The organism is Anaerocolumna sp. AGMB13020 (assembly GCF_033100115.1).
Taxonomy (GTDB): Bacteria; Bacillota; Clostridia; order Lachnospirales; family Lachnospiraceae; genus Anaerocolumna.
Genome location: NZ_CP136910.1, coordinates 726,029 through 744,418, shown reverse-complemented (window position 1 = coordinate 744,418; position 18,390 = coordinate 726,029). Strand labels below are relative to the sequence as shown.

Here is an 18,390-nt window from a genome sequence, read left to right as displayed (position 1 = left end):
ATATGTTGGTTATCGAAGTGTTTTATCTCTCGCAAATTTAAAACACGATAGTATGATTTAATAACATATCAGAAGATTATAAAACAACCGGTATCAGGCCCATTTAAACGGCGTGGTGAACCCGGGTGAAGTGTTTACGCATAGTTCTTGACGCTTGATCTATGTGGCAGAATACTTGAGGAAATAAAACGATAATACATTTGATATACAATCCAGGGAATTAAATAAAGAATAACAATATAAGTTGAATTAGGTTTTTCATTATCCAAATATAAAAACGTGTTTACTCAGACCTTTTATAGATGGATGCAGGAGAGCTTATATTCAACTTATATTTTTTAAAAAGGCATATGAGCTTTCTTATTAAAAAAATCTATTTTAACTCTTGACATTGCAAAATATTAATGTTATATAATATATATAACAACAATAACATATATAATATTCAAGGAGGTATAATCTATGTTTCTGGCAAACAGAGTGAATAATTTATTTGATGAAATGTTTAAAGAGTCTTTTTTGGAAGCACCAGCATGGTTTAATCAATCTCAGATGATGAAAACAGATGTGCAGGAAAAGGATGGGAATTACCTCATAGATATGGAATTGCCCGGATTTACAAAAGAAGACTTGCATGCTGAATTAAGAGATGGTTATTTAACCATTACTGCGAACAGGAATGAGAGTAAAGAAGAAAAGGATAAGGATGGAAACTATATCAGAAGGGAGCGGTTTACAGGTAGCAGCAGGAGAAGTTTTTATGTGGGAGATCAGGTGAAAGAGGAAGATATCAAGGCTTCATTTAAAGATGGGATACTTCGTCTTTCCGTTCCCAAATCATATACAGGGATAGAAGATAAGAGAGGTTATATTGCAATTGAATAAGCAATTTAAATAAGCATGAAACCTTCGTATTGGATGAGCTTAGCGTCCATATACAAGAGAAAAAGGACTGTTTTCCAGAAACAGTCCCTTTTATAATTTAAAGCAGCTTTTTTATTTGGCAAAATTTAAATGGAATACGGAACCGGCATCACCCATAAATACGATATAACCATTCTTTGGAAGGGTTATTGTCTTGTTTTTGTTAAGGTAGTAATTGGTTATGCAAACATCTTTCTCGTTATAAACTGCGAAAGAAGCATTGGCAGGTACCGTAACGGTAATTTTCTTTGAAGCTGTATTACTGGATAATTTATACCAGGAGGCATATCCCTTTTCTCCGATAGTATATTTTGCAGTTTTTGCCGGAAGTGACTTAAGGCTGTCAGAAGAGAGAAAAATGTTTCCTTTTGCATCCAGGTATTCTATGCCATTTTCCCGGAAGAAACGATAATCTATCAGATCCCGTCCATAACTCCCAGGAATCTGGAGAGGACTTTTGGCATTATCTTTATCTATGATCTCCGTATTTATCCAGTAACCTTTAATGCCCTCAGTCATTGGAATAACAGAGTAGGGTGATGAAAGAACATATATCTGGGAGGAGTATCTCTCTGATAACAGGAAATAGGTTTTGCCGGAACGTGCTTCCCAGACTTTTTCAACCTCAGCAGTAAGAGGATTTTCAGTTAGTTTCTGCGCCAGATAACTGTAAGAAGGACTCTGACCCAGGCCCGGAAGATTGGTGAAACCTGAAAAATAAATATAGGTATTTCCATTTGTGTTCTTCTCAAAGGATAAATAATAGCTGCCATCGGTATAGTAATATTTACCGTTACCAGTGTAATAAAATATTTGAGGTGAGGCATCAGGCGTTAGCAGGCTGGTGAGTGTCATGGTTCCGGTATCTTTCATTGTAACCTTCAACATATTGGTGAAGTTGCCGTAATAACCTTCATATTGTTTCTGATCGGCTGGTATGGCAGTTTTTTTCGGCAGGGAGAAAGTCTCGTCAGGTTTGATCTCTGCTATACGTCCTTTGCTCTTTAGGGCTTCCAGCATAATTTCCTGTGCGAAAATCTGATTGTAAAGACTGCTGCCACCGGAGGACATAACTGCAATAGCCATGTTTTCCTCTGGCAAGACAGTCAGGCTGCTATGGTAGGTTAAGGTATCACCGCCCTTTACAAGGGCTTTGATTCCATAGGATTCATAAGGAGCAGTAGTTACACTGTCCCAGCCCAGACCATAAGTCAATGAGCTTCCCTGAGCGGGGTTAAGTCCTTTGGCATACTCAGGATTCTGCATGGAAGCTGAAGCTTGAGCAGACAATACATTTACATAAGAGCCGGCAGCCATAAATAACTGGGAAAACCGGCAAAGATCATCAGCTGAGGAATAGATTCCCCCTGCACCTATTGACAGAACGGACTCGGCAGGAAGAGGAGCTTTTAATAATTTTGCGTAGGTACCGGATAAAAGACCGGCAGGTATACTCTCAACAGGTGTCAGAATTTTCTTTAAACCTAAGGGAGTTGTTATATTATCTTTTATGTATTGACTGAAACTTATTCCTGAAACTTTTTCGACCAATATTTCAGCCAGGGTAAAGCCATCGTTGCAATAGACTGAAAAGGAGCCTGGTGCAGCTTTCAGGCGCTGACTCTTTAAACTTTCCAGAAAGTTATCATGAGCGACGGTATCTTTATCCTTAAAGAGCATGGAGTTGTTCAGGGTACTTCCCATAAGTCCGGAAGAATGGTTAAGAAGCATTCTGACAGTTATGTCCTTATATCTGTCATCGGCCATGGTAAATTCCGGCAGGTAGACTACAACAGGTGTATCAAGGGAGAGCTTACCCTGCCCTGATAATTGAAGGACTGCAACCGTAGTAAATATCTTACTGATTGAGCCTATTCCATAGACATCTGATGTTTTTGTTTCATATATCTTGGTTGGAGAATAATACTTTTCGGAAAGAATGATATTTCCGTTGTCAATAAGTGCATAAGATACACTGTCTAATCCATACAGCGAGGTAAGGGTTTTCGCTTTTTGTTCTGCGAGAGCCTTTAAATCAACAGAGGTTGACTGGACAGTTTCGTCAGCTGCTTTAACATTTATTGCTGTTAATGGGGTGGCGGTAAGAAGGAGAAGGATTATTACTGCCGATAAGAATCTTTTAATCTGTAATTTTTTAAAAATTTGCATATAAACCTCTTTTCTTAACAATTTTGTATGTTTCTACTTTCCATGTATACCGCAGTTCATGGGACACTGCTTTAAAGACAGGCCTCTAATGCCTATCATAAGAGCTTGCTTGCGAAACAGCTGGAAGGGAAAAGAAAATTCAGAATTTCCAATCAAAACCTATGTAAGGAATAAGCTTACTTGTGACATGGCGTAATTAAGGCACCTTTAGGAAAGTATATCCTCAGTATACCATATTAAGAATATTTTACCAGATTTAACTGGAAAAATTTTACCAAAAAGACTATAATAGAATAGCACGTACAATAATAAAGGAGGGCATAAATGAAGCATATTAAAAAATTCGGAAGAATGCTGGCTGTTGTCATGATGCTTACACTGACATTTCAGACAGTACTTCCGGCACATTATCTTCAGGCGGCAGAAGCAGCACAAACAGCCATAAGTCAGAAAAAGCTGACACTGGAGGTTGGTAAATCAAAAGTACTTAAAATTACGGGCACCAAATCAAAAGTTACCTGGAAATCCAGTAAGAGTACAATAGCTGCAGTAAGTAAGACGGGAAAGGTTACAGCGAAAAAAGCCGGAAAAGCAACTATAACCGCTACAGTTGATAAAAAGAAATATACCTGTACGGTAACTGTGAAAGCAGCTGTGGCTGCTAATCCTCTGGTTGATGGAGCACCCTTTAAAGCCCAGGCAGCGACTTTTGGTAATGTAACTTATATTTATCCAAGTAATTGGACGAAATCAGAAGCAGAAGCTACCGGTTACAGACAAATAGCGCTTGTACCTGCAGTTAGTGATGCAAGTACGGATGTATCCGGCATTTCAATGCTGGTTATTGATACAGACGGCATTCCTGAAACTTCAGCTTTGGAAACAGCTTATAAAGGAGTAACGGCCGATTTACTGGTATCTCAGTACGCACAAAAAGGTCTGGAGGTAACGGTGGATAATGTTACTGTAGATAAGTTTGATACTGATCTTGGAGTAGGTTATTTAACAAGCTTTAATCTAACCTATGATGGTGCTACAGCGAAACAGACCATTTATGATATTTATACTGAGAAATGCTTGCTTCAGATAACAGTATCAGATATATCAGATAACCTTTCACCGGATGTGCAACAGGTAGCCAAATACCTTATAGAGACCCTGGAAGTAGCGAAATAAAATAAAATTATAACAAACAAACTCCTGTATTATTACCTGGCTGTCAAGCCTTTGTATAATACAGGAGTTTTTTTATTTGCTGATTTTAAGAATAATGAAGGATGACGGAAGTAAACAACAAAATGAGGGAGTTGATTTTACAAAATTATAATGCAAGTGAGATACTTAAGAAGGAGATTCGTTTTCAGAGATACCTAATTTATTTATTCTAAAATCTTTCGAATTTCTTTCGTTTTATCTACAGGTGTCTTTTATAATCATTCTCTATAATATAGAGTATCAAAGATAAAATTTAACGGAGGAATGAAATGCTACTGGAGAACAAAGCTGTAAATACGAAAAAGATCCCGATTAAATGTTATAGAAAATCTATTCTGACACGAAGGTCTTTCCGTATGTCCCTCAAATGTTGTATAATAAACCTGATTGAAAAGAAAAAGAAGAACAGACTCAGGAGTAAAATGCATTCTATCGGATATATATCCTGAGCTGTCCGGTAAAGCATGAAAAGCATTTAAACTCTCTATAATTAAAATTTTAATAGAAAGAGAAAATGCGTAAATCAGGGAGGAATTATGGAAGCTTATCGTATATTAGTGGTGGAAGATGACAGGGAGATATTAGAGGGAATTGGTATTTATCTAAAGAATCAGGGGTACGAAGTACTAAAGGCAGAAAATGGAAGAGAGGGCCTTGCCCTTGCAGAAAAAGAGAAAATCCATCTTGCTGTTGTAGACGTTATGATGCCGGGGATGGATGGTATTACCATGACTATGAAAATCAGAGAAAAATACGACTTTCCTATAATAATGCTCACTGCCAAATCGGAAGAACTGGATAAGCTGACGGGATTTCAGTGCGGTGCCGATGATTATGTAACCAAACCTTTTGCCCCGCTGGAGTTACTGGCAAGGGTTAATTCTCACCTTCGCAGGTATAAAAAGTATCTGGATATCTTAAGTGATAAAGAAAAAGAAGAGGAAGAAGAGAATGTCTATACAGTAGGTGGACTGGAGCTTAATGAAAACACGGTTACCCTTAGTGTGGATGGAAATCCTGTAAAGGTGACACCATTAGAATTTAAGATACTGACTCTATTGATGAAGAACCCTGGCAGAGTATTCTCTGCTGAGGAGATATATGAAAAAGTATGGAATGAACGCGCAGTAAATACGGATACCATTATGGTACATATTCGCAATCTTCGGGAAAAAATTGAATATAACCCGAAGGAACCAAAATATTTGAAGGTGGTGTGGGGTGTTGGATATAAAATTGAAAAACAGCAGCGATAGAAAAGGAGCGGGTCTGTATGTAAGTGTCGTACTCCTCTCAATTCTGGCTGCATTCATTGTATTGTTATATAAGCCGATAGCAGAAAATGCAAAGGTGTTTATTGAGAAAGAAAAAGAAGAGAAACAGGAGCAGCTTAATGAATTTTCAGAGTCTGAAAAGAAAGAGTTCTTAAATAAGCTTTTTCAGGGCACTTATGTATTAAAATGGGATCTTGACAGGCAGAAAAATAATAAAAAGCTTGATGCAAGCGGTGTGTTCCTTGAAAATAGCGATACGGTAAACAGCGATACGGAGTTATATGGTACTCCGCAAGAAGATGCTAATATAAATGCCAGTGAAGATTTCAAGGATTATACAGAAGAAGAGTACGAAGATTCCATGAATATGGAATCCTTTAAACAAGATTTTGCAAATCTTATGGATGACTGGAGCTATGAGTTCTATTATAATACCCTTTCTGCTTATGCCTTAGAGTATTATGGCGTTGATAACCAAAGCGGACAGATAATAAGCAATACAGGAACAAAGCTTAATGCATTTTTAGATTCAGAGAATATGGCGGAGGAAATCAAGAAAATCCAGGAGGATTATTATTTTTATGCGGTTATAAATTTTGACAAAGATGGGAATGTCACAATACCATACTTTCATGGAATTATGGGTGATAATCCAAATGCCTATCTGGCTCAGAATCTGACCCAACAGATGGTTGAGAGAAATTGGGGCAATCCGGCGTGGTATGCCAGCCGGGTAAAGAAACCCTCTGATATGTCGGTAATATATGCTGTTCGGTCAGAAGAAGCCCTTTCAAACGCAAATACCTGGCAATACAGCTATCTAATGGAACAGCTTAATAACAATGCCTATGGGAAAGCTGGCGGAGCTTATTTATTTGCAGCAGCTATGATAATAATAGTACTGTTGGGCTTCCTGCTTCCTTTAATAAAACCTCTGCGAATTGGAAAAGGAATTGAAGCCAGTATTCCGATAGAAATATGTTTGATTGGATTTTCAATAACCGTTGCATTTTACAGTGAGATTTTCCTGCCATTAATAAATGAAACAGTATGGGGCGATTTGTTTGAGTTAAACGCGAATAATATCTTAGGGACAAATGCCGCAAGAGGTGTTTCCTATGTCTTTAATATTCTTATATGGCTGGTAATACTGTTCGTATGGTTTACAGGAGTACTGTCCATCAGAGAGTTGTTTATAAAGGGGCCGGTCAGATACGTGAAAGAGAATTCCTTCATTGGAAGATTTTTGAACTGGATTATAAGAGAGGTCAGAAAATTAATCCGATATGCAACCTCCTTTGATATGAGTAAAAAGGATAATAAGAAACTGCTATTGCTCCTGGGCTGCAATATGCTTCTTTTGATTGTTTTTTGCATGTTCTGGTACGTGGGAATATTTGCTGTTATCATTTATACAGGTGTACTTCTCTATCAGATAAAGAAACGAAAAGACAAAATAGCTTCAGATTATCAGGTGATCTTAGCAGCAGCCAGCAGTATATCAGAGGGAGAACTGGATATATCTATTGAGAAGGATCTGGGAGTATTTAATTCCTTAAGAGATGAGCTCATGGAGGTGCAGACAGGATTCCGAAGAGCTGTGCTGGAAGAAACCAAGAGTCAGAAAATGAAAACAGAACTGATAACAAATGTTTCTCATGATTTAAAAACACCTTTAACTGCTATTATTACTTACATCGATCTGTTAAAGGATAAGAATATTTCAGAAGAACAAAAAGAATCCTATGTGGAAACCCTGGACAGAAAGGCGCTTCGCTTAAAACTTCTGATAGAAGATCTCTTTGAGATGAGCAAAGCAGCCAGCAATACCATAACCATACATCCGATAGAGATGGATCTGACAGCCTTAATAAAGCAGGTACATTTCGAAATGAGTGACAGAATTACTGCGGCAGAAATTGATTTCAGAGTCAGGATGCCAGAGGATAAAGTTATTGTTAAGCTGGACAGCGATAAAGCTTATAGGATATTTGAAAATCTGCTGAATAACATGTGTAAATATGCCCAGCGTGGTTCCAGAGCCTATCTGGATCTGGAGATTCATGATAAACAGACGGTTATCACTTTACGAAATATATCAAGGGAGGAACTGAATTTTACTGGAGATGAGATTGTTGAACGTTTTGTAAGAGGAGATAAGGCCAGAAATTCGGAAGGTTCGGGACTGGGGCTTGCCATTGCAAAGAGTTTTACCGGATTACAGAATGGAACCTTTACCGTTACGACGGATGGAGATTTATTCAAGGTAGTTATTGTATTTCCCCTCGTTAAGAATATCAGCGAAGCAATCACCGAGGTAGAATAAAAAAATCCCAAGTCAGATGATACGCTCCTCCTAAAGCAGACAAGGCGAATAAGCCCAATCTGCTTTAGGAGGAGTTTTAATGTTTAAAGTTTCTTATGATCTTTACTGATTTAGAAGGAATACTCCGATATTTAAGTAATAGGCTACTAACAGCCATAGGTAATAGGGCAACAACAATAAAGCCGCCAATCTGTTGAGGTCGAAAAAATAGATCATGGTAAAGGTAACTAATACCAGTAAAAATGCCAATACCAATACAGACAGCCCATATGCCTGGAAACGGAAGAAGACAATGCTCCAGGTAAAGTTTACAAAGAGCTGGGCACCATAGTAGAACAAACTTACCTGTTTATCTGCCGGTGCTGCTGGCGTAATGTAGATGAGGTAAGCGGCTATTCCCATCAGTATGTACAAAATAGGCCATACAACTCCAAATAACCAGGGAGGCGGTGCAAAGGGAGGTTGTATCAACTGCCCATACAATTGTTGCTGACCACCGGATAACAGGCTGGAGAGCATACCGGTTAATAAGGCTATACCTGCGCTTATAGCAGCACCCTTAATAGAAAAATTTTTCATGGTTAATACCTGTTTTTAATATAATCTATGCAGAAGTTGCAATTTTATTTTGCTTTTATGAATTATCTTGCGAAACCAATATTATCAAGCTTTATTTTTCCGGTCTCCAGTTTATTGAACAGAAAGCGGATATCTGTAATGTCAGAGGTATCAATATTTCTATTATTGCTCTGAAAGGCTTCAAGAGGCAGTCGAACAGTCTGAAAATAATGTTTAAATACCGGTGTGTTATGAAAAAATTGAAGTTTCGTAGTCATTACAGGCAGAGAAGGATAGGTAGTGGCATAGTCCGTTAAGGTTAAGGATGCGGTTTCTCCTTTTGAGTCAGTAAGTTTGACGGTAAAATCCAGAGGATCTATTTCATTCTCTTTTTCAACGAATTCCCTATCATCCATCACATTAAATTGCAAGTACTTCATCGGCTCAGAATAAGGTGTTTCAAAAGCAATATTGTAATAGGAGGATAAAGAGTCTTTCCAGGAATAGATTAAGGCATAATTATCACGGTCAGGACCATTTAATTCATAATATACCTGGGTCTCATACCAATAGGAAGCGCTGGCGGAGGATAAGCTGACATTTTCTTTGGTTGCCGTTGTAATATCCGTATCTTCTTCGTAATTGCAGATAGTATCAAAGCTGCTGTCTTCATAACCGTTCAGATAAAGATTAACCGGAAGTTCAGAGCGCATTGCGTTACTGTCACGGAAGAAATCCCTGGCAGCAGCCTCTTTTTTTATTGTAGCATCCAGAAACTCCTTCACAGTTATTTTCAGGATATCCTGCTGTATGGATGGGTTTAAGAGATTCTTGGTATTAAGCATCATATTAAAAGGAGCACTGATATCAAACCTTCCCCATTTGGTATTGAACTGTCCATGATTTGCATCCGCTATGTATAGGTAGGATTTGAAAAAGTCATCTTCACCGGTAAAGGAAATATTGTTATATTGCTTCTCACCCATCATGTAGGAAACATCCTGGTCATTGGCTCCGTGAATTAACAGATAATTCACATCGGTCAGCGATACATCCCTGTTCGAGGGACGATACTGATCGGCGCAAGGAGCAATGGCTATTATGGAGCTGATATCAAAATCATAGGAAAGGCTTATATTACCGTTATCCGGAAGACGCTTTAATGAGTTGTAGAGAGCAGCTACGGTAACAGCCTCACCGCCTCTGGAATGACCGGCAAGAGTCAGGTTGTTAAAATCCATTTTTCCGTACAGCGGATTTCCTTCTTCTTTGTTCTTTCGTTTCATTTCTTCCATGTTTTTTAGCAAGAGAATTGCTCTTGCATCGTTCTCCCCGGATAAACCATTGTTGATATATCCATTTAGAAAGCTTTCATCTACGGAAATCACTACATAACCGTAACTGGCAAGATATTCACCCAGGTAGTCATAACCTTTGTAGGAAGTTGCGGTCATGATGTGGTTTCCGTGGACTATAAATAATACCGGATAATTATCACCGTCAGCAGGGTACCATACCCTGCCTTTTAAAGGAACTTTATCAATACTGTAACCCCAGTAGAAATCTCTGATTTTTTTCGTGAAACCCTCATACACAACATAACTTGACAGGTTGGCAGTTCTTGATTTTATTTCCTCCTTATTTGTACCATAATCTATAAACAAAGTTTCAAGCGTACCTTTTTTAAGTTTGCCGGAGTAGGAGGAAGTAATATCTTCTTTGTATAGGTTAAGATATTTATCAACGTAATTATAGGAAAAGCCGGTGCCAATGCATAAGTACCCTCCTGCACCTGTCAGGATAAGAGTAATCATTAATATCACAAATAAGGAAGGGGTCTTCCTGCGAAGCTTGAAAATTGCATAACAACAGCGCAGCATAATAAGAAATGCTATTGTAAGAATTACGGCTGCTATTCTGGAAATCAAGTAGGTATTCTCACCACCGCTGTTTAAGGAAAAATCCCAAAGGTATGCAAATAAAATAAATAACTGAAGAAAAAGATAAACGCTTCTGGGAGAGATCTTCAAGAACACTTTCAGCAAAGGTAATACAATCAGCCGCAGCAGGTTCAGCAGAAGGAAGAATACTACGAATGCCAGCAGAAAGCTTACTGCTTTTGGAAGGCCTGAATCTAACAGCATCAAAGCCAGCAGCATACTTGTTAAAATATCAGTAAGAAGCGACAGAGGTTTACCGGTGTCCTTAAAATTACGATTAGCCCAATTTTTACATTTTGATAGCATTAACTGAAAGAAATTTTTAACTTTTATTGGTACTGCCTTAAAGACAGACTTTATTTTTCTAATTGTTTTCATTTGCCAGTTCCTTTCCAATATTATTCAATTATATATTATCCTGGAATAGAACTCAATAACTACTTCTGTAAATAAAATAATTATTGACAAACGATAATAATGTTCATATAATTATCGTAAAACAATAATAGTATTTCATGGGAGGATGTTATGGCTTTTGTAAAAGATATTAGGCTGTCGTTGATGTTTTCGGCCTTCTTATCCGTTGGGGCAGCGGTACTTGCACATCTGTATCTAGGTATAATTAACGGATTTCAGCTCATGTATGTTCCTTTTGAACTTTTGGGGAAGGGTTTGCGCTTGCTGTCTCTTGCTTCTGCTATAGGAAACGGTGTGGCTATTGCAGTTTATCTGTGTCTGGCGTTAATTCCGTTCATATATTGGTTCATTAGCAGGAAGGCAGGGAACAAGCCTGCAGCAGGGTTCCTGCTGCCGATTATATCCGTTTACAGCCTTTTTCTGATCTACTTCTTTATTAATCCGGGGATAATGGTAATAAGACTTTTCCCGGATTATGGCTCTGAGGTAATGGTCATAAGTATCAAAGCAATTCTGGCGTTCCTTTTCTGGGGGATGTGGCTTAGCTATTTTCTGCTTAAGAGTGCAGATATTGTCCTGGCTCCTGCCAGTTACCATAAGAGTATTCCAATGATCAGACAGCTGCAGCTACTGCTAAAAGCAGGAACATATCTTTATACGATAATTTATAGCTTTTGTAGGATATATCCTGTTTTAACAGAAGTATCGCGGAGTGCGCAGACAGAAGGTGCAGCTGAAACTGCCGGTAATATTAAAATAATCTTACTCTTTCTCCTATATGCTATTAACAGTATACCTGTTGTCTTAACAATATGGATTTTTGTAAAAGGAATCGATCTCTTAGAAGCTATGACGGATAGACATTTAAAGAAAGAGGAACAGACGGCTGCAATTGCACTTGGAAGGGTTAGTAAAATTGCTATCTATGGGGGCGTAATATGCGGGCTTGCTTCGAATTTACTTCAGCTTATAATATGCGGATATTTAAAGGACTTAACAATTAATATCTATCTGCCGCTGTTTCCCCTGATTACAGCTTTTGTATCTATGATTCTGTCCGGTTATTTTAAGGAAGCAGGCAGACTTAAGGAAAATGATGAGTTATATATATAAGAAGTTAAATGATTATAAATCTGCTTATATGAAGAGAGGGAATTATGGCAATCAGTATTCATCTGGATGAAATTCTGAAAGAACGACACATGACTTCCAAGGAATTGTGCGGTTTAATCGGCATTACGGAAGCAAATCTGTCAGTACTTAGAAGCGGGAAGGCAAAAGGTGTTCGTTTTGTAACTTTAAACAAAATATGTCATTATCTTAATTGTAATGTAGGGGACATACTGGATTGTGACGGGATATTAGAGGAGGAAGAGAATGAGGAGGAATAGACAGTATAACAGAAGAAGCAATGCTATGATATTACTCATACTGCTTTTGATTCATTTAACGGGTTGCAGTCTTGCCCTGCCGGAACAGAAATCAGGTGGAGATGAATTTTGTGGGGCTTATCTGGTATTTCCAGGTGATGGCAGCACATATAATGAGCTGATTTCCTCAGGCTTTGGTGTAAATAGTAAGGGAGAGATCATACAGAAAAAAGACAATATCTTAGAAGGTAGCTATGGTAATGATACCGTAAGCTTTGAAGGCATTGATGGTTACTTTATAGGGTTTTTAAAGGAAGAGAACAAAGATGACAAGGGTATTGGGGTAATTGCCGATGATGGATTTTCAGATGTATCAAACCAGCTCAAAGTATCAGATAGCGGGAATGAAGAAATAGGAGAGGCAACTTTTCTGCTTCCTACAGACTGTATGAGTTCCTTTAGAGCATATTCGGTGTATCGAAGGGCAGATGGAAGCTTTTATCTGATAAATAATACGCAAGGTGTTCATATTGGAGACGGTTCAGCGGATTCGGAGTATACTGTAACCATTGGTACTTCACTTTCTGAGAACATGGATAAACAGATTATGAACACCAAAAAAACCAGCATCAAAATAACGGTAAGGCTTGTTGATCCGGTTAAGAAACTAGTATTAAAGGAAATGAACGAACAGGATGAAGTTATAGCTACAACAGAAATCCGGAACGGCAAGGAAGAGAAAATTCCTTATAAAGTAATGGCGCAGACCAGTTATGTATTGGTAGAGGAAACACTCTCAAATAAGGAAAAAGGTGATTATATGAAGAGGAGCGTATTCAGTTTCGGTAAAGAAAACAAGTATACCCATCAATGCAACTTTCCGGGAGAGAAAGCGGATATAGGAATCCTTACCCTGGAAATTTCAAAATAGCAGCAGTTGTAAACAAACCGACACACAGCTGTGACAGAACTGTAACATGGACTTCCGATGTATAAGAGGTAATACAGAATACTGAAAAGGAGTAATGTTATGATTCATTCAATCAGTTCCAATTCTGTAAACTGGTATCAGCAGACTAAAAACTACCAAAATGGAACTACGAAGGCAGTTACAAATGTTAGTACAGATACCCTTACAGAGGAAGAGGAGAAGGCTGCTAGAAGCAATCTATCCCTGATAGATGTTATGGGATTAATGCAGAAAACAGGCAGTGTAAAAGAAGCGGAGACAAAAGAAGATGTCAAGGATGACAATAGCAGCACGTTGGATTTGGATGGGGATGGAACGTTGTCTTCAGACGAGTATGAAAACCTTGTAGACCAGCTGGGATTAAAGAATGCCCTTAGCTCAGAGGATTTCTTTGCAAGGTATGATACGGATGAAGACGGAGAAATCACGGCAGAAGAACTTAGAGCGGTTAACGCTGAGAAGAGAATGCCACCTCCACCCCCGCCTGTATTGGAGGAAGAGGAATCTGAGGAAGGTTTCTCTTCTGCGGTAGATACGGACGGAGACGGTTATATATCTACGGAGGAGTACGAAGCCTTTGTATCTGGGCTGAACACGGAGGAACCCTTAAGCTCTGAAGAATTTTTCACACAGTATGATACGGATAAGGACGGAAAGATTAGTGCCGAGGAAGTAAGAAGTGGTATAGAAAAAGCACAGGTTACACCGCCAGAACCCCCTGTACGGGGACTTTCTTCCGAGATAGATCTGGATGGAGATGGTTCTCTTTCAGCCGATGAATATGAGAATCTGGTATCCCTTCTTGGTACAGAGAATACACTTTCATCAGAGGAATTCTTTACAAAGTATGATACCGATGGTGATGGTGAGATAAGTGCGGAGGAAATAAAAACAGCCATGGAAGCAGCAGGGCAGAGACAGCAGGTTGCTAAAGCATATGAAAACAGTTACCGTTATACAGAGGATGAAAGAAGTACAGGATTAGACAGTATAGCTTAATGGAGAACGATAGAACTGATTTAGACAGTATAGCTTAATGGAGAACGATAGTACTGATTTAGACAGTATAGCTTAATGGAGAACGATAGTACCGATTTAGACAGTATAGCTTAATGGAGAACGATAGTACCGATTTAGTCAGTATAGTTTCATGTTTAATTATAGTACACTTGGTAGGGAGTGTTACTTGGAATCATTTCACTCAAAGATCGGATTAGAAAAGGAGGAGGAAGTTCTTACGATACCGTAAGAGCTTCCTCCATTACCGTTCCTGAGGTTTAAATTCAGCCGTCACTTTTTGTCCACAAATTCCTGTTATATTGGTTAATAAGTTTTGTGTTTAGACGGATTAAAAATTCATATAAAAAATTTATACTTACGGCAGGGAAATTACAGATTATAACAGATAAAAAAGTTTCTGATATGAGATAGTACGAATACAAGAAAAGGTGGTTAAGAAATGCTTGCGGATAAGACCATATTGCTGGTGGACGACGAAACTAAAATAAGGATTCTCCTGAAGGATTTTCTGGAAAAGGAAGGTTATCATATTATAGAGGCAAAGGATGGAAGAGAGGCAATGGATATCTTCTATTGCAGAATGCAGGAAATCAATATGATACTTCTTGATGTCATGATACCGGAATTCGACGGCTGGACAGTATGCAGAGAAATCAGAAAAAAATCTCAGGTTCCAATTATCATGTTAACCGCAAGAGGAGAGGACTTTGATGAAGTTCATGGTCTGGAAATCGGAGCTGACGATTATATCCGAAAACCGGTCAAACCAACAGTGCTGGTAGCAAGATTAAATGCTTTTTTTCGCAGGCTGGATAAAAGCGGTAAAGATAGTGTATATCGATACGGAGAACTGTTAATTGATACCGGCAGCCATCAGGTGATGTTAAGGGAAGAAGAAGTCAGTCTAAGCCCGACAGAATACAGCATTCTTATAACCCTCATTGAATATGGAAAAAATATTGTTTCCAGAGAGCAATTATTACAAAGAGTCTGGGGGTATGATTATTATGGAGGTTTAAGAACAGTTGATACCCATATAAACAGGTTAAGAATAAAATTAAAAGAAAAAGGTGACTGCATAACCACCATCCGGGGTTTTGGATACCGGTTCGAAGGATAGCTGTTAGAAATCAGCTTTGTTTATAAGGGGATACAAATGCGTAAATCAATCAGAATTAAACTATTTTCATATATGCTGGCAGTAATAATCGTTTTTGCCCTTCTGCTATTCACCTTTAATACTTTCTTTGCGGAGAAATATTATATCTATCATAAAAAGAATGCGCTTCTGGCTGCCGGAAATGAGCTGGAGCTTTGTTTGAGTCAACATATTGCTGCGGCTGGGACGGCAGATTATAAAACCGTCTTGCAGGAGGAGGAACTTGTAAAAAAGATAAACGGAATTGAAAAGGAATTGGGTGGTACCATTGTTATAGGCAAGGAAAAAGAGGACATCTATTACCCGGTTACCAATGGTCCTAAAGGTATGCCCGCCGGACTTATTCATAGTGAAAGCAGAAAGCCGCCGGAAGGGAAGCCAGGCGGCAGCGAAGAAAAGCACAGTCCTTCACCATTTATCATTACGAAAGACCCGGACTATGATATAAACACTTTAAGATACCAGATCCAGAAGGAAGACGGGCTGGTCATCGTTATTTGGGTTCCAATGGCTGAGATATCAGAAAATGCAGCTTTATCCAATCGTTTTACCATGTTGATCGGTCTTCTGACAATTCTGTTAACCCTATGTTTTACTTTCTTAATATCAGATAAGTTTACAAAACCTATAAAAGAGATGAATAAAATAACTGCCAGAATGTCAAAACTGGATTTCTCAGATAGACTTAAAATCTATTCCAAAGATGAGCTGGGAGAACTTTCAATCAGCATTAATGAGCTCTCCTGTAGCTTAAATACAGCGATTGACAGACTAAATCAGATGAATTTGAAACTGGCACAGGATATTGATTATGAAAGACAGTTCATTGCCAATGTATCCCACGAACTAAAGACACCGGTGTTTCTGATACAAGGTTATGCTGAAGGACTGAAAGAGGATGTTACCAGTAATCAGCAGAAACGGGACTTTTACTGTGAAGTTATTATGGAGGAAGCAGAGAAAATGGATGTCTTGATAAAGGAATTATTGGACTTATCGAGGCTTAAGCAGGGAGGATTTACTATTGAGAAAGAAGAGTTTAATCTGTCCCGGCTTTTGTACTCACTTTTGGATAAATATAATGAAATTTTTCAGGAAAAAGGTTTTGTGCCTGAAACAGATATCCCGGATAATATTATTGTTTTTGCAGACAGAATCAGAACAGAACAGGTTATGACAAATTATATTATGAATGCCGTTCATCATGGAGAAGCAGGAAAAAGAATATCCATCTCTTTAAGCAATCAGGATTATAAAGCTGTCTTTTCTGTCTACAACGGCAGTCAGCCGATACCGGAGGCGGAACTTGATAAACTGTGGCAGAGCTTTTATAAACGGAACCGTGCCAGAACCAGGGAAGATAACGGGACTGGCTTGGGCCTTTCCATTGTACGTGCCATCCAGGAGGCACAGGGTTTTTCCTATGGCGTGCAGAATCAAGAGGAGGGGGTAGTATTTTGGTGTGATTTTCATAAGTGAAATTTATGCAATACAGTGCCGGAGTTCGTTAGCCTTACATAGGCTTTACAACAATTTGAGTTATACTCTTTTCTGCCAATGCATATAAAATTAATAAGTCTGACAACCTTTACAGGGGAAAAGACTGCAGGCTATTAATAGGAGGGGTTGGGTGAAAGAAAGGAACTTTTACACCCCCAGGTATGTTACGCATGCAAAAAGTATGCAGATGGGAGTATAAAATGAAGAGAGTCAAACGTTTATTAGTTATACTACTTACAGGGGTACTGCTATTTAGTATGAGTACTTTTGCTTATGCTAAGAGCATGAACCTAGAGGCGGTAATAGCAGAAGAAAAGCTACAAAAAGCATATGAAAATGTGAACAATTATGCTTATGCAAACGGGGTACCCCTAGATTTAAGTCTTGATACATTTATTGAGGAATTCAAGGCTTCACACGCAACGGACATAACGGAATATGAAAATACCTACTATCGTATTCTTACAGCTCGGCAAACTGCAATTCTTCCTAATTCCAGCGGTGGCGGTAAATGGTATTACAATACTGGAACGGCGCTGCCCCGCAGTGCCAATTACTCAAAGTACAAACTGTTGGATTCTGTGAAGAAAGGTGATATTATCTATGAATCCAAAGGAGGCTTCGGGATTACGGGACATACAGCAATCGTGGAAGGAAAATACTACAGCAGTACCTATCAGCAGTACTATATCAGGGTAGTTGAAGCAATCACTGATGGGGTAGTAAGAAGTGTACTGGACGATACCCGGGTAGATGAAAAGGATACGGTTGTATTACGGGTAAAGGGGGCAACCGATACCATAATAGCAAATGCAGTGAATTTCTGTGTCGGCCAATTAGGCAAGGGGTATATGATTGATTTTCAAAAGAATACAAGTGCCAGTGAGCCTGACTGGTACTGCTCTGAATTAAATTGGGCAGGATACTATAATCAGGGGATCGATATTGAAACTACAGGCTTATACAATGAACCGGGAATTACACCAAGGGATATTAATAACAGTTCTAAAGTATCAAATGTACCATTTAAGTAATATCGAAGGTGTTAACCTTGTAGAAATATTGCATAGCAAAGCTTTTGATGAGATCTGCAATATAATTTGGAAAAAGCTAGCAGCAATGCAAGACGACTTCCAAAAGGTGATACAAAAATTGTGGCAGAGGATGAGATACTTTTTCTAACCGACGAACATAGCCGGAAGGTCTTAAATGAGATATTTGGTTAAATGACCTTGCTATAACAAGATTTACCTATTATAATATAGAAAAGCGGCACAGTGGCACATACTACTGTGCCACTTTCTGCATTGACAAACCATTTATCTGGTAGTAGAATAATTTTAATAATTCTATAGTAAACATATATGAATACATGAATAAAATAATGCTATAGAATCATAAAGCTATTGTATACCGCTAAAAAAATCCATCAAACAGAAGAACACCAAAGGGGTAAGGTGGTATTTGCGATGTGATGCCAGACAAGGGGTATGACCATAGAAAGGGTGAATGAAAATACTGTAAAAGAAAGGTGCCACAATGATATTC

15 protein-coding genes are annotated in these 18,390 nt (G+C 38.5%); 12 read left to right on the top strand and 3 right to left on the bottom strand.

Annotated elements, in window-relative coordinates; genetic code table 11:
* Positions 1 to 462 precede the first annotated feature (462 nt).
* Entirely contained in the window at positions 463 to 885 is a 423-nt protein-coding gene (locus R2R35_RS03175) for an Hsp20/alpha crystallin family protein (RefSeq protein ID WP_317733046.1), read from the top strand.
* 111 nt (positions 886 to 996) lie between these two features.
* Here R2R35_RS03175 and R2R35_RS03170 read toward each other — a convergent pair whose 3' ends face one another.
* A complete protein-coding gene (locus tag R2R35_RS03170) occupies positions 997 to 3,093 on the bottom strand; it encodes a serine hydrolase domain-containing protein (protein WP_317733045.1) in 2,097 nt (698 codons plus the stop codon).
* A 324-nt stretch (positions 3,094 to 3,417) separates the two neighbouring features.
* Between R2R35_RS03170 and R2R35_RS03165 the strand changes: the two genes are divergently transcribed.
* The 3 genes from R2R35_RS03165 to R2R35_RS03155 all read left to right on the top strand — a co-directional run bounded on the left by R2R35_RS03165 (position 3,418) and on the right by R2R35_RS03155 (position 7,908).
* Complete coding sequence (locus tag R2R35_RS03165) at positions 3,418 to 4,269, top strand: Ig-like domain-containing protein (protein ID WP_317733044.1); 852 nt, start codon at positions 3,418 to 3,420, stop codon at positions 4,267 to 4,269.
* Between the two features lie 575 nt (positions 4,270 to 4,844).
* Positions 4,845 to 5,564, top strand: a complete 720-nt coding sequence (locus R2R35_RS03160) for a response regulator transcription factor (RefSeq protein WP_033165896.1) — start codon at positions 4,845 to 4,847, stop codon at positions 5,562 to 5,564.
* The gene (locus R2R35_RS03155) at positions 5,530 to 7,908 is read left to right on the top strand and encodes a sensor histidine kinase (protein ID WP_317733043.1); all 2,379 of its coding nucleotides are present in this window, start codon (positions 5,530 to 5,532) and stop codon (positions 7,906 to 7,908) included. The genes R2R35_RS03160 and R2R35_RS03155 overlap by 35 nt, the downstream gene beginning before the upstream one ends.
* A gap of 102 nt (positions 7,909 to 8,010) precedes the next feature.
* Here R2R35_RS03155 and R2R35_RS03150 read toward each other — a convergent pair whose 3' ends face one another.
* Together R2R35_RS03150 and R2R35_RS03145 are read right to left on the bottom strand one after the other, a co-directional pair.
* Positions 8,011 to 8,487, bottom strand: coding sequence for a TspO/MBR family protein (locus tag R2R35_RS03150; protein WP_317733042.1), 477 nt, complete (start codon positions 8,485 to 8,487; stop codon positions 8,011 to 8,013).
* A 62-nt stretch (positions 8,488 to 8,549) separates the two neighbouring features.
* Entirely contained in the window at positions 8,550 to 10,784 is a 2,235-nt protein-coding gene (locus R2R35_RS03145) for an alpha/beta hydrolase family protein (protein WP_317733041.1), read from the bottom strand.
* A gap of 150 nt (positions 10,785 to 10,934) precedes the next feature.
* Here R2R35_RS03145 and R2R35_RS03140 point away from each other — a divergent pair, with 150 nt between their 5' ends.
* The 8 genes from R2R35_RS03140 to R2R35_RS03105 all read left to right on the top strand — a co-directional run bounded on the left by R2R35_RS03140 (position 10,935) and on the right by R2R35_RS03105 (position 18,068).
* Complete coding sequence (locus R2R35_RS03140) at positions 10,935 to 11,936, top strand: hypothetical protein (protein WP_317733040.1); 1,002 nt, start codon at positions 10,935 to 10,937, stop codon at positions 11,934 to 11,936.
* A gap of 44 nt (positions 11,937 to 11,980) precedes the next feature.
* Complete coding sequence (locus R2R35_RS03135) at positions 11,981 to 12,214, top strand: helix-turn-helix domain-containing protein (protein ID WP_317733039.1); 234 nt, start codon at positions 11,981 to 11,983, stop codon at positions 12,212 to 12,214.
* Positions 12,201 to 13,124 (top strand): hypothetical protein, encoded by a 924-nt coding sequence (locus tag R2R35_RS03130; RefSeq protein WP_317733038.1) that lies wholly within the window; start codon positions 12,201 to 12,203, stop codon positions 13,122 to 13,124. The genes R2R35_RS03135 and R2R35_RS03130 overlap by 14 nt, the downstream gene beginning before the upstream one ends.
* A gap of 99 nt (positions 13,125 to 13,223) precedes the next feature.
* The gene (locus R2R35_RS03125; protein WP_317733037.1) at positions 13,224 to 14,162 is read left to right on the top strand and encodes an EF-hand domain-containing protein; all 939 of its coding nucleotides are present in this window, start codon (positions 13,224 to 13,226) and stop codon (positions 14,160 to 14,162) included.
* 460 nt (positions 14,163 to 14,622) lie between these two features.
* Positions 14,623 to 15,303, top strand: a complete 681-nt coding sequence (locus R2R35_RS03120; protein WP_317733036.1) for a response regulator transcription factor — start codon at positions 14,623 to 14,625, stop codon at positions 15,301 to 15,303.
* Between the two features lie 36 nt (positions 15,304 to 15,339).
* The gene (locus R2R35_RS03115) at positions 15,340 to 16,821 is read left to right on the top strand and encodes a HAMP domain-containing sensor histidine kinase (protein WP_317733035.1); all 1,482 of its coding nucleotides are present in this window, start codon (positions 15,340 to 15,342) and stop codon (positions 16,819 to 16,821) included.
* A gap of 221 nt (positions 16,822 to 17,042) precedes the next feature.
* Positions 17,043 to 17,876, top strand: a complete 834-nt coding sequence (locus tag R2R35_RS03110) for a hypothetical protein (protein WP_317733034.1) — start codon at positions 17,043 to 17,045, stop codon at positions 17,874 to 17,876.
* A gap of 66 nt (positions 17,877 to 17,942) precedes the next feature.
* Positions 17,943 to 18,068 (top strand): hypothetical protein, encoded by a 126-nt coding sequence (locus R2R35_RS03105; protein WP_317733033.1) that lies wholly within the window; start codon positions 17,943 to 17,945, stop codon positions 18,066 to 18,068.
* Positions 18,069 to 18,390 lie beyond the last annotated feature (322 nt).

Coding starts and splice junctions, on each gene's coding strand:
- R2R35_RS03175 (WP_317733046.1), top strand. CDS start 463: ATGTTTCTGGCAAACAGAGTGAATAATTTATTTGATGAAATGTTTAAA.
- R2R35_RS03170 (WP_317733045.1), bottom strand. CDS start 3,093: ATGCAAATTTTTAAAAAATTACAGATTAAAAGATTCTTATCGGCAGTA.
- R2R35_RS03165 (WP_317733044.1), top strand. CDS start 3,418: ATGAAGCATATTAAAAAATTCGGAAGAATGCTGGCTGTTGTCATGATG.
- R2R35_RS03160 (WP_033165896.1), top strand. CDS start 4,845: ATGGAAGCTTATCGTATATTAGTGGTGGAAGATGACAGGGAGATATTA.
- R2R35_RS03150 (WP_317733042.1), bottom strand. CDS start 8,487: ATGAAAAATTTTTCTATTAAGGGTGCTGCTATAAGCGCAGGTATAGCC.
- R2R35_RS03145 (WP_317733041.1), bottom strand. CDS start 10,784: ATGAAAACAATTAGAAAAATAAAGTCTGTCTTTAAGGCAGTACCAATA.
- R2R35_RS03140 (WP_317733040.1), top strand. CDS start 10,935: ATGGCTTTTGTAAAAGATATTAGGCTGTCGTTGATGTTTTCGGCCTTC.
- R2R35_RS03135 (WP_317733039.1), top strand. CDS start 11,981: ATGGCAATCAGTATTCATCTGGATGAAATTCTGAAAGAACGACACATG.
- R2R35_RS03130 (WP_317733038.1), top strand. CDS start 12,201: ATGAGGAGGAATAGACAGTATAACAGAAGAAGCAATGCTATGATATTA.
- R2R35_RS03125 (WP_317733037.1), top strand. CDS start 13,224: ATGATTCATTCAATCAGTTCCAATTCTGTAAACTGGTATCAGCAGACT.
- R2R35_RS03120 (WP_317733036.1), top strand. CDS start 14,623: ATGCTTGCGGATAAGACCATATTGCTGGTGGACGACGAAACTAAAATA.
- R2R35_RS03115 (WP_317733035.1), top strand. CDS start 15,340: ATGCGTAAATCAATCAGAATTAAACTATTTTCATATATGCTGGCAGTA.
- R2R35_RS03110 (WP_317733034.1), top strand. CDS start 17,043: ATGAAGAGAGTCAAACGTTTATTAGTTATACTACTTACAGGGGTACTG.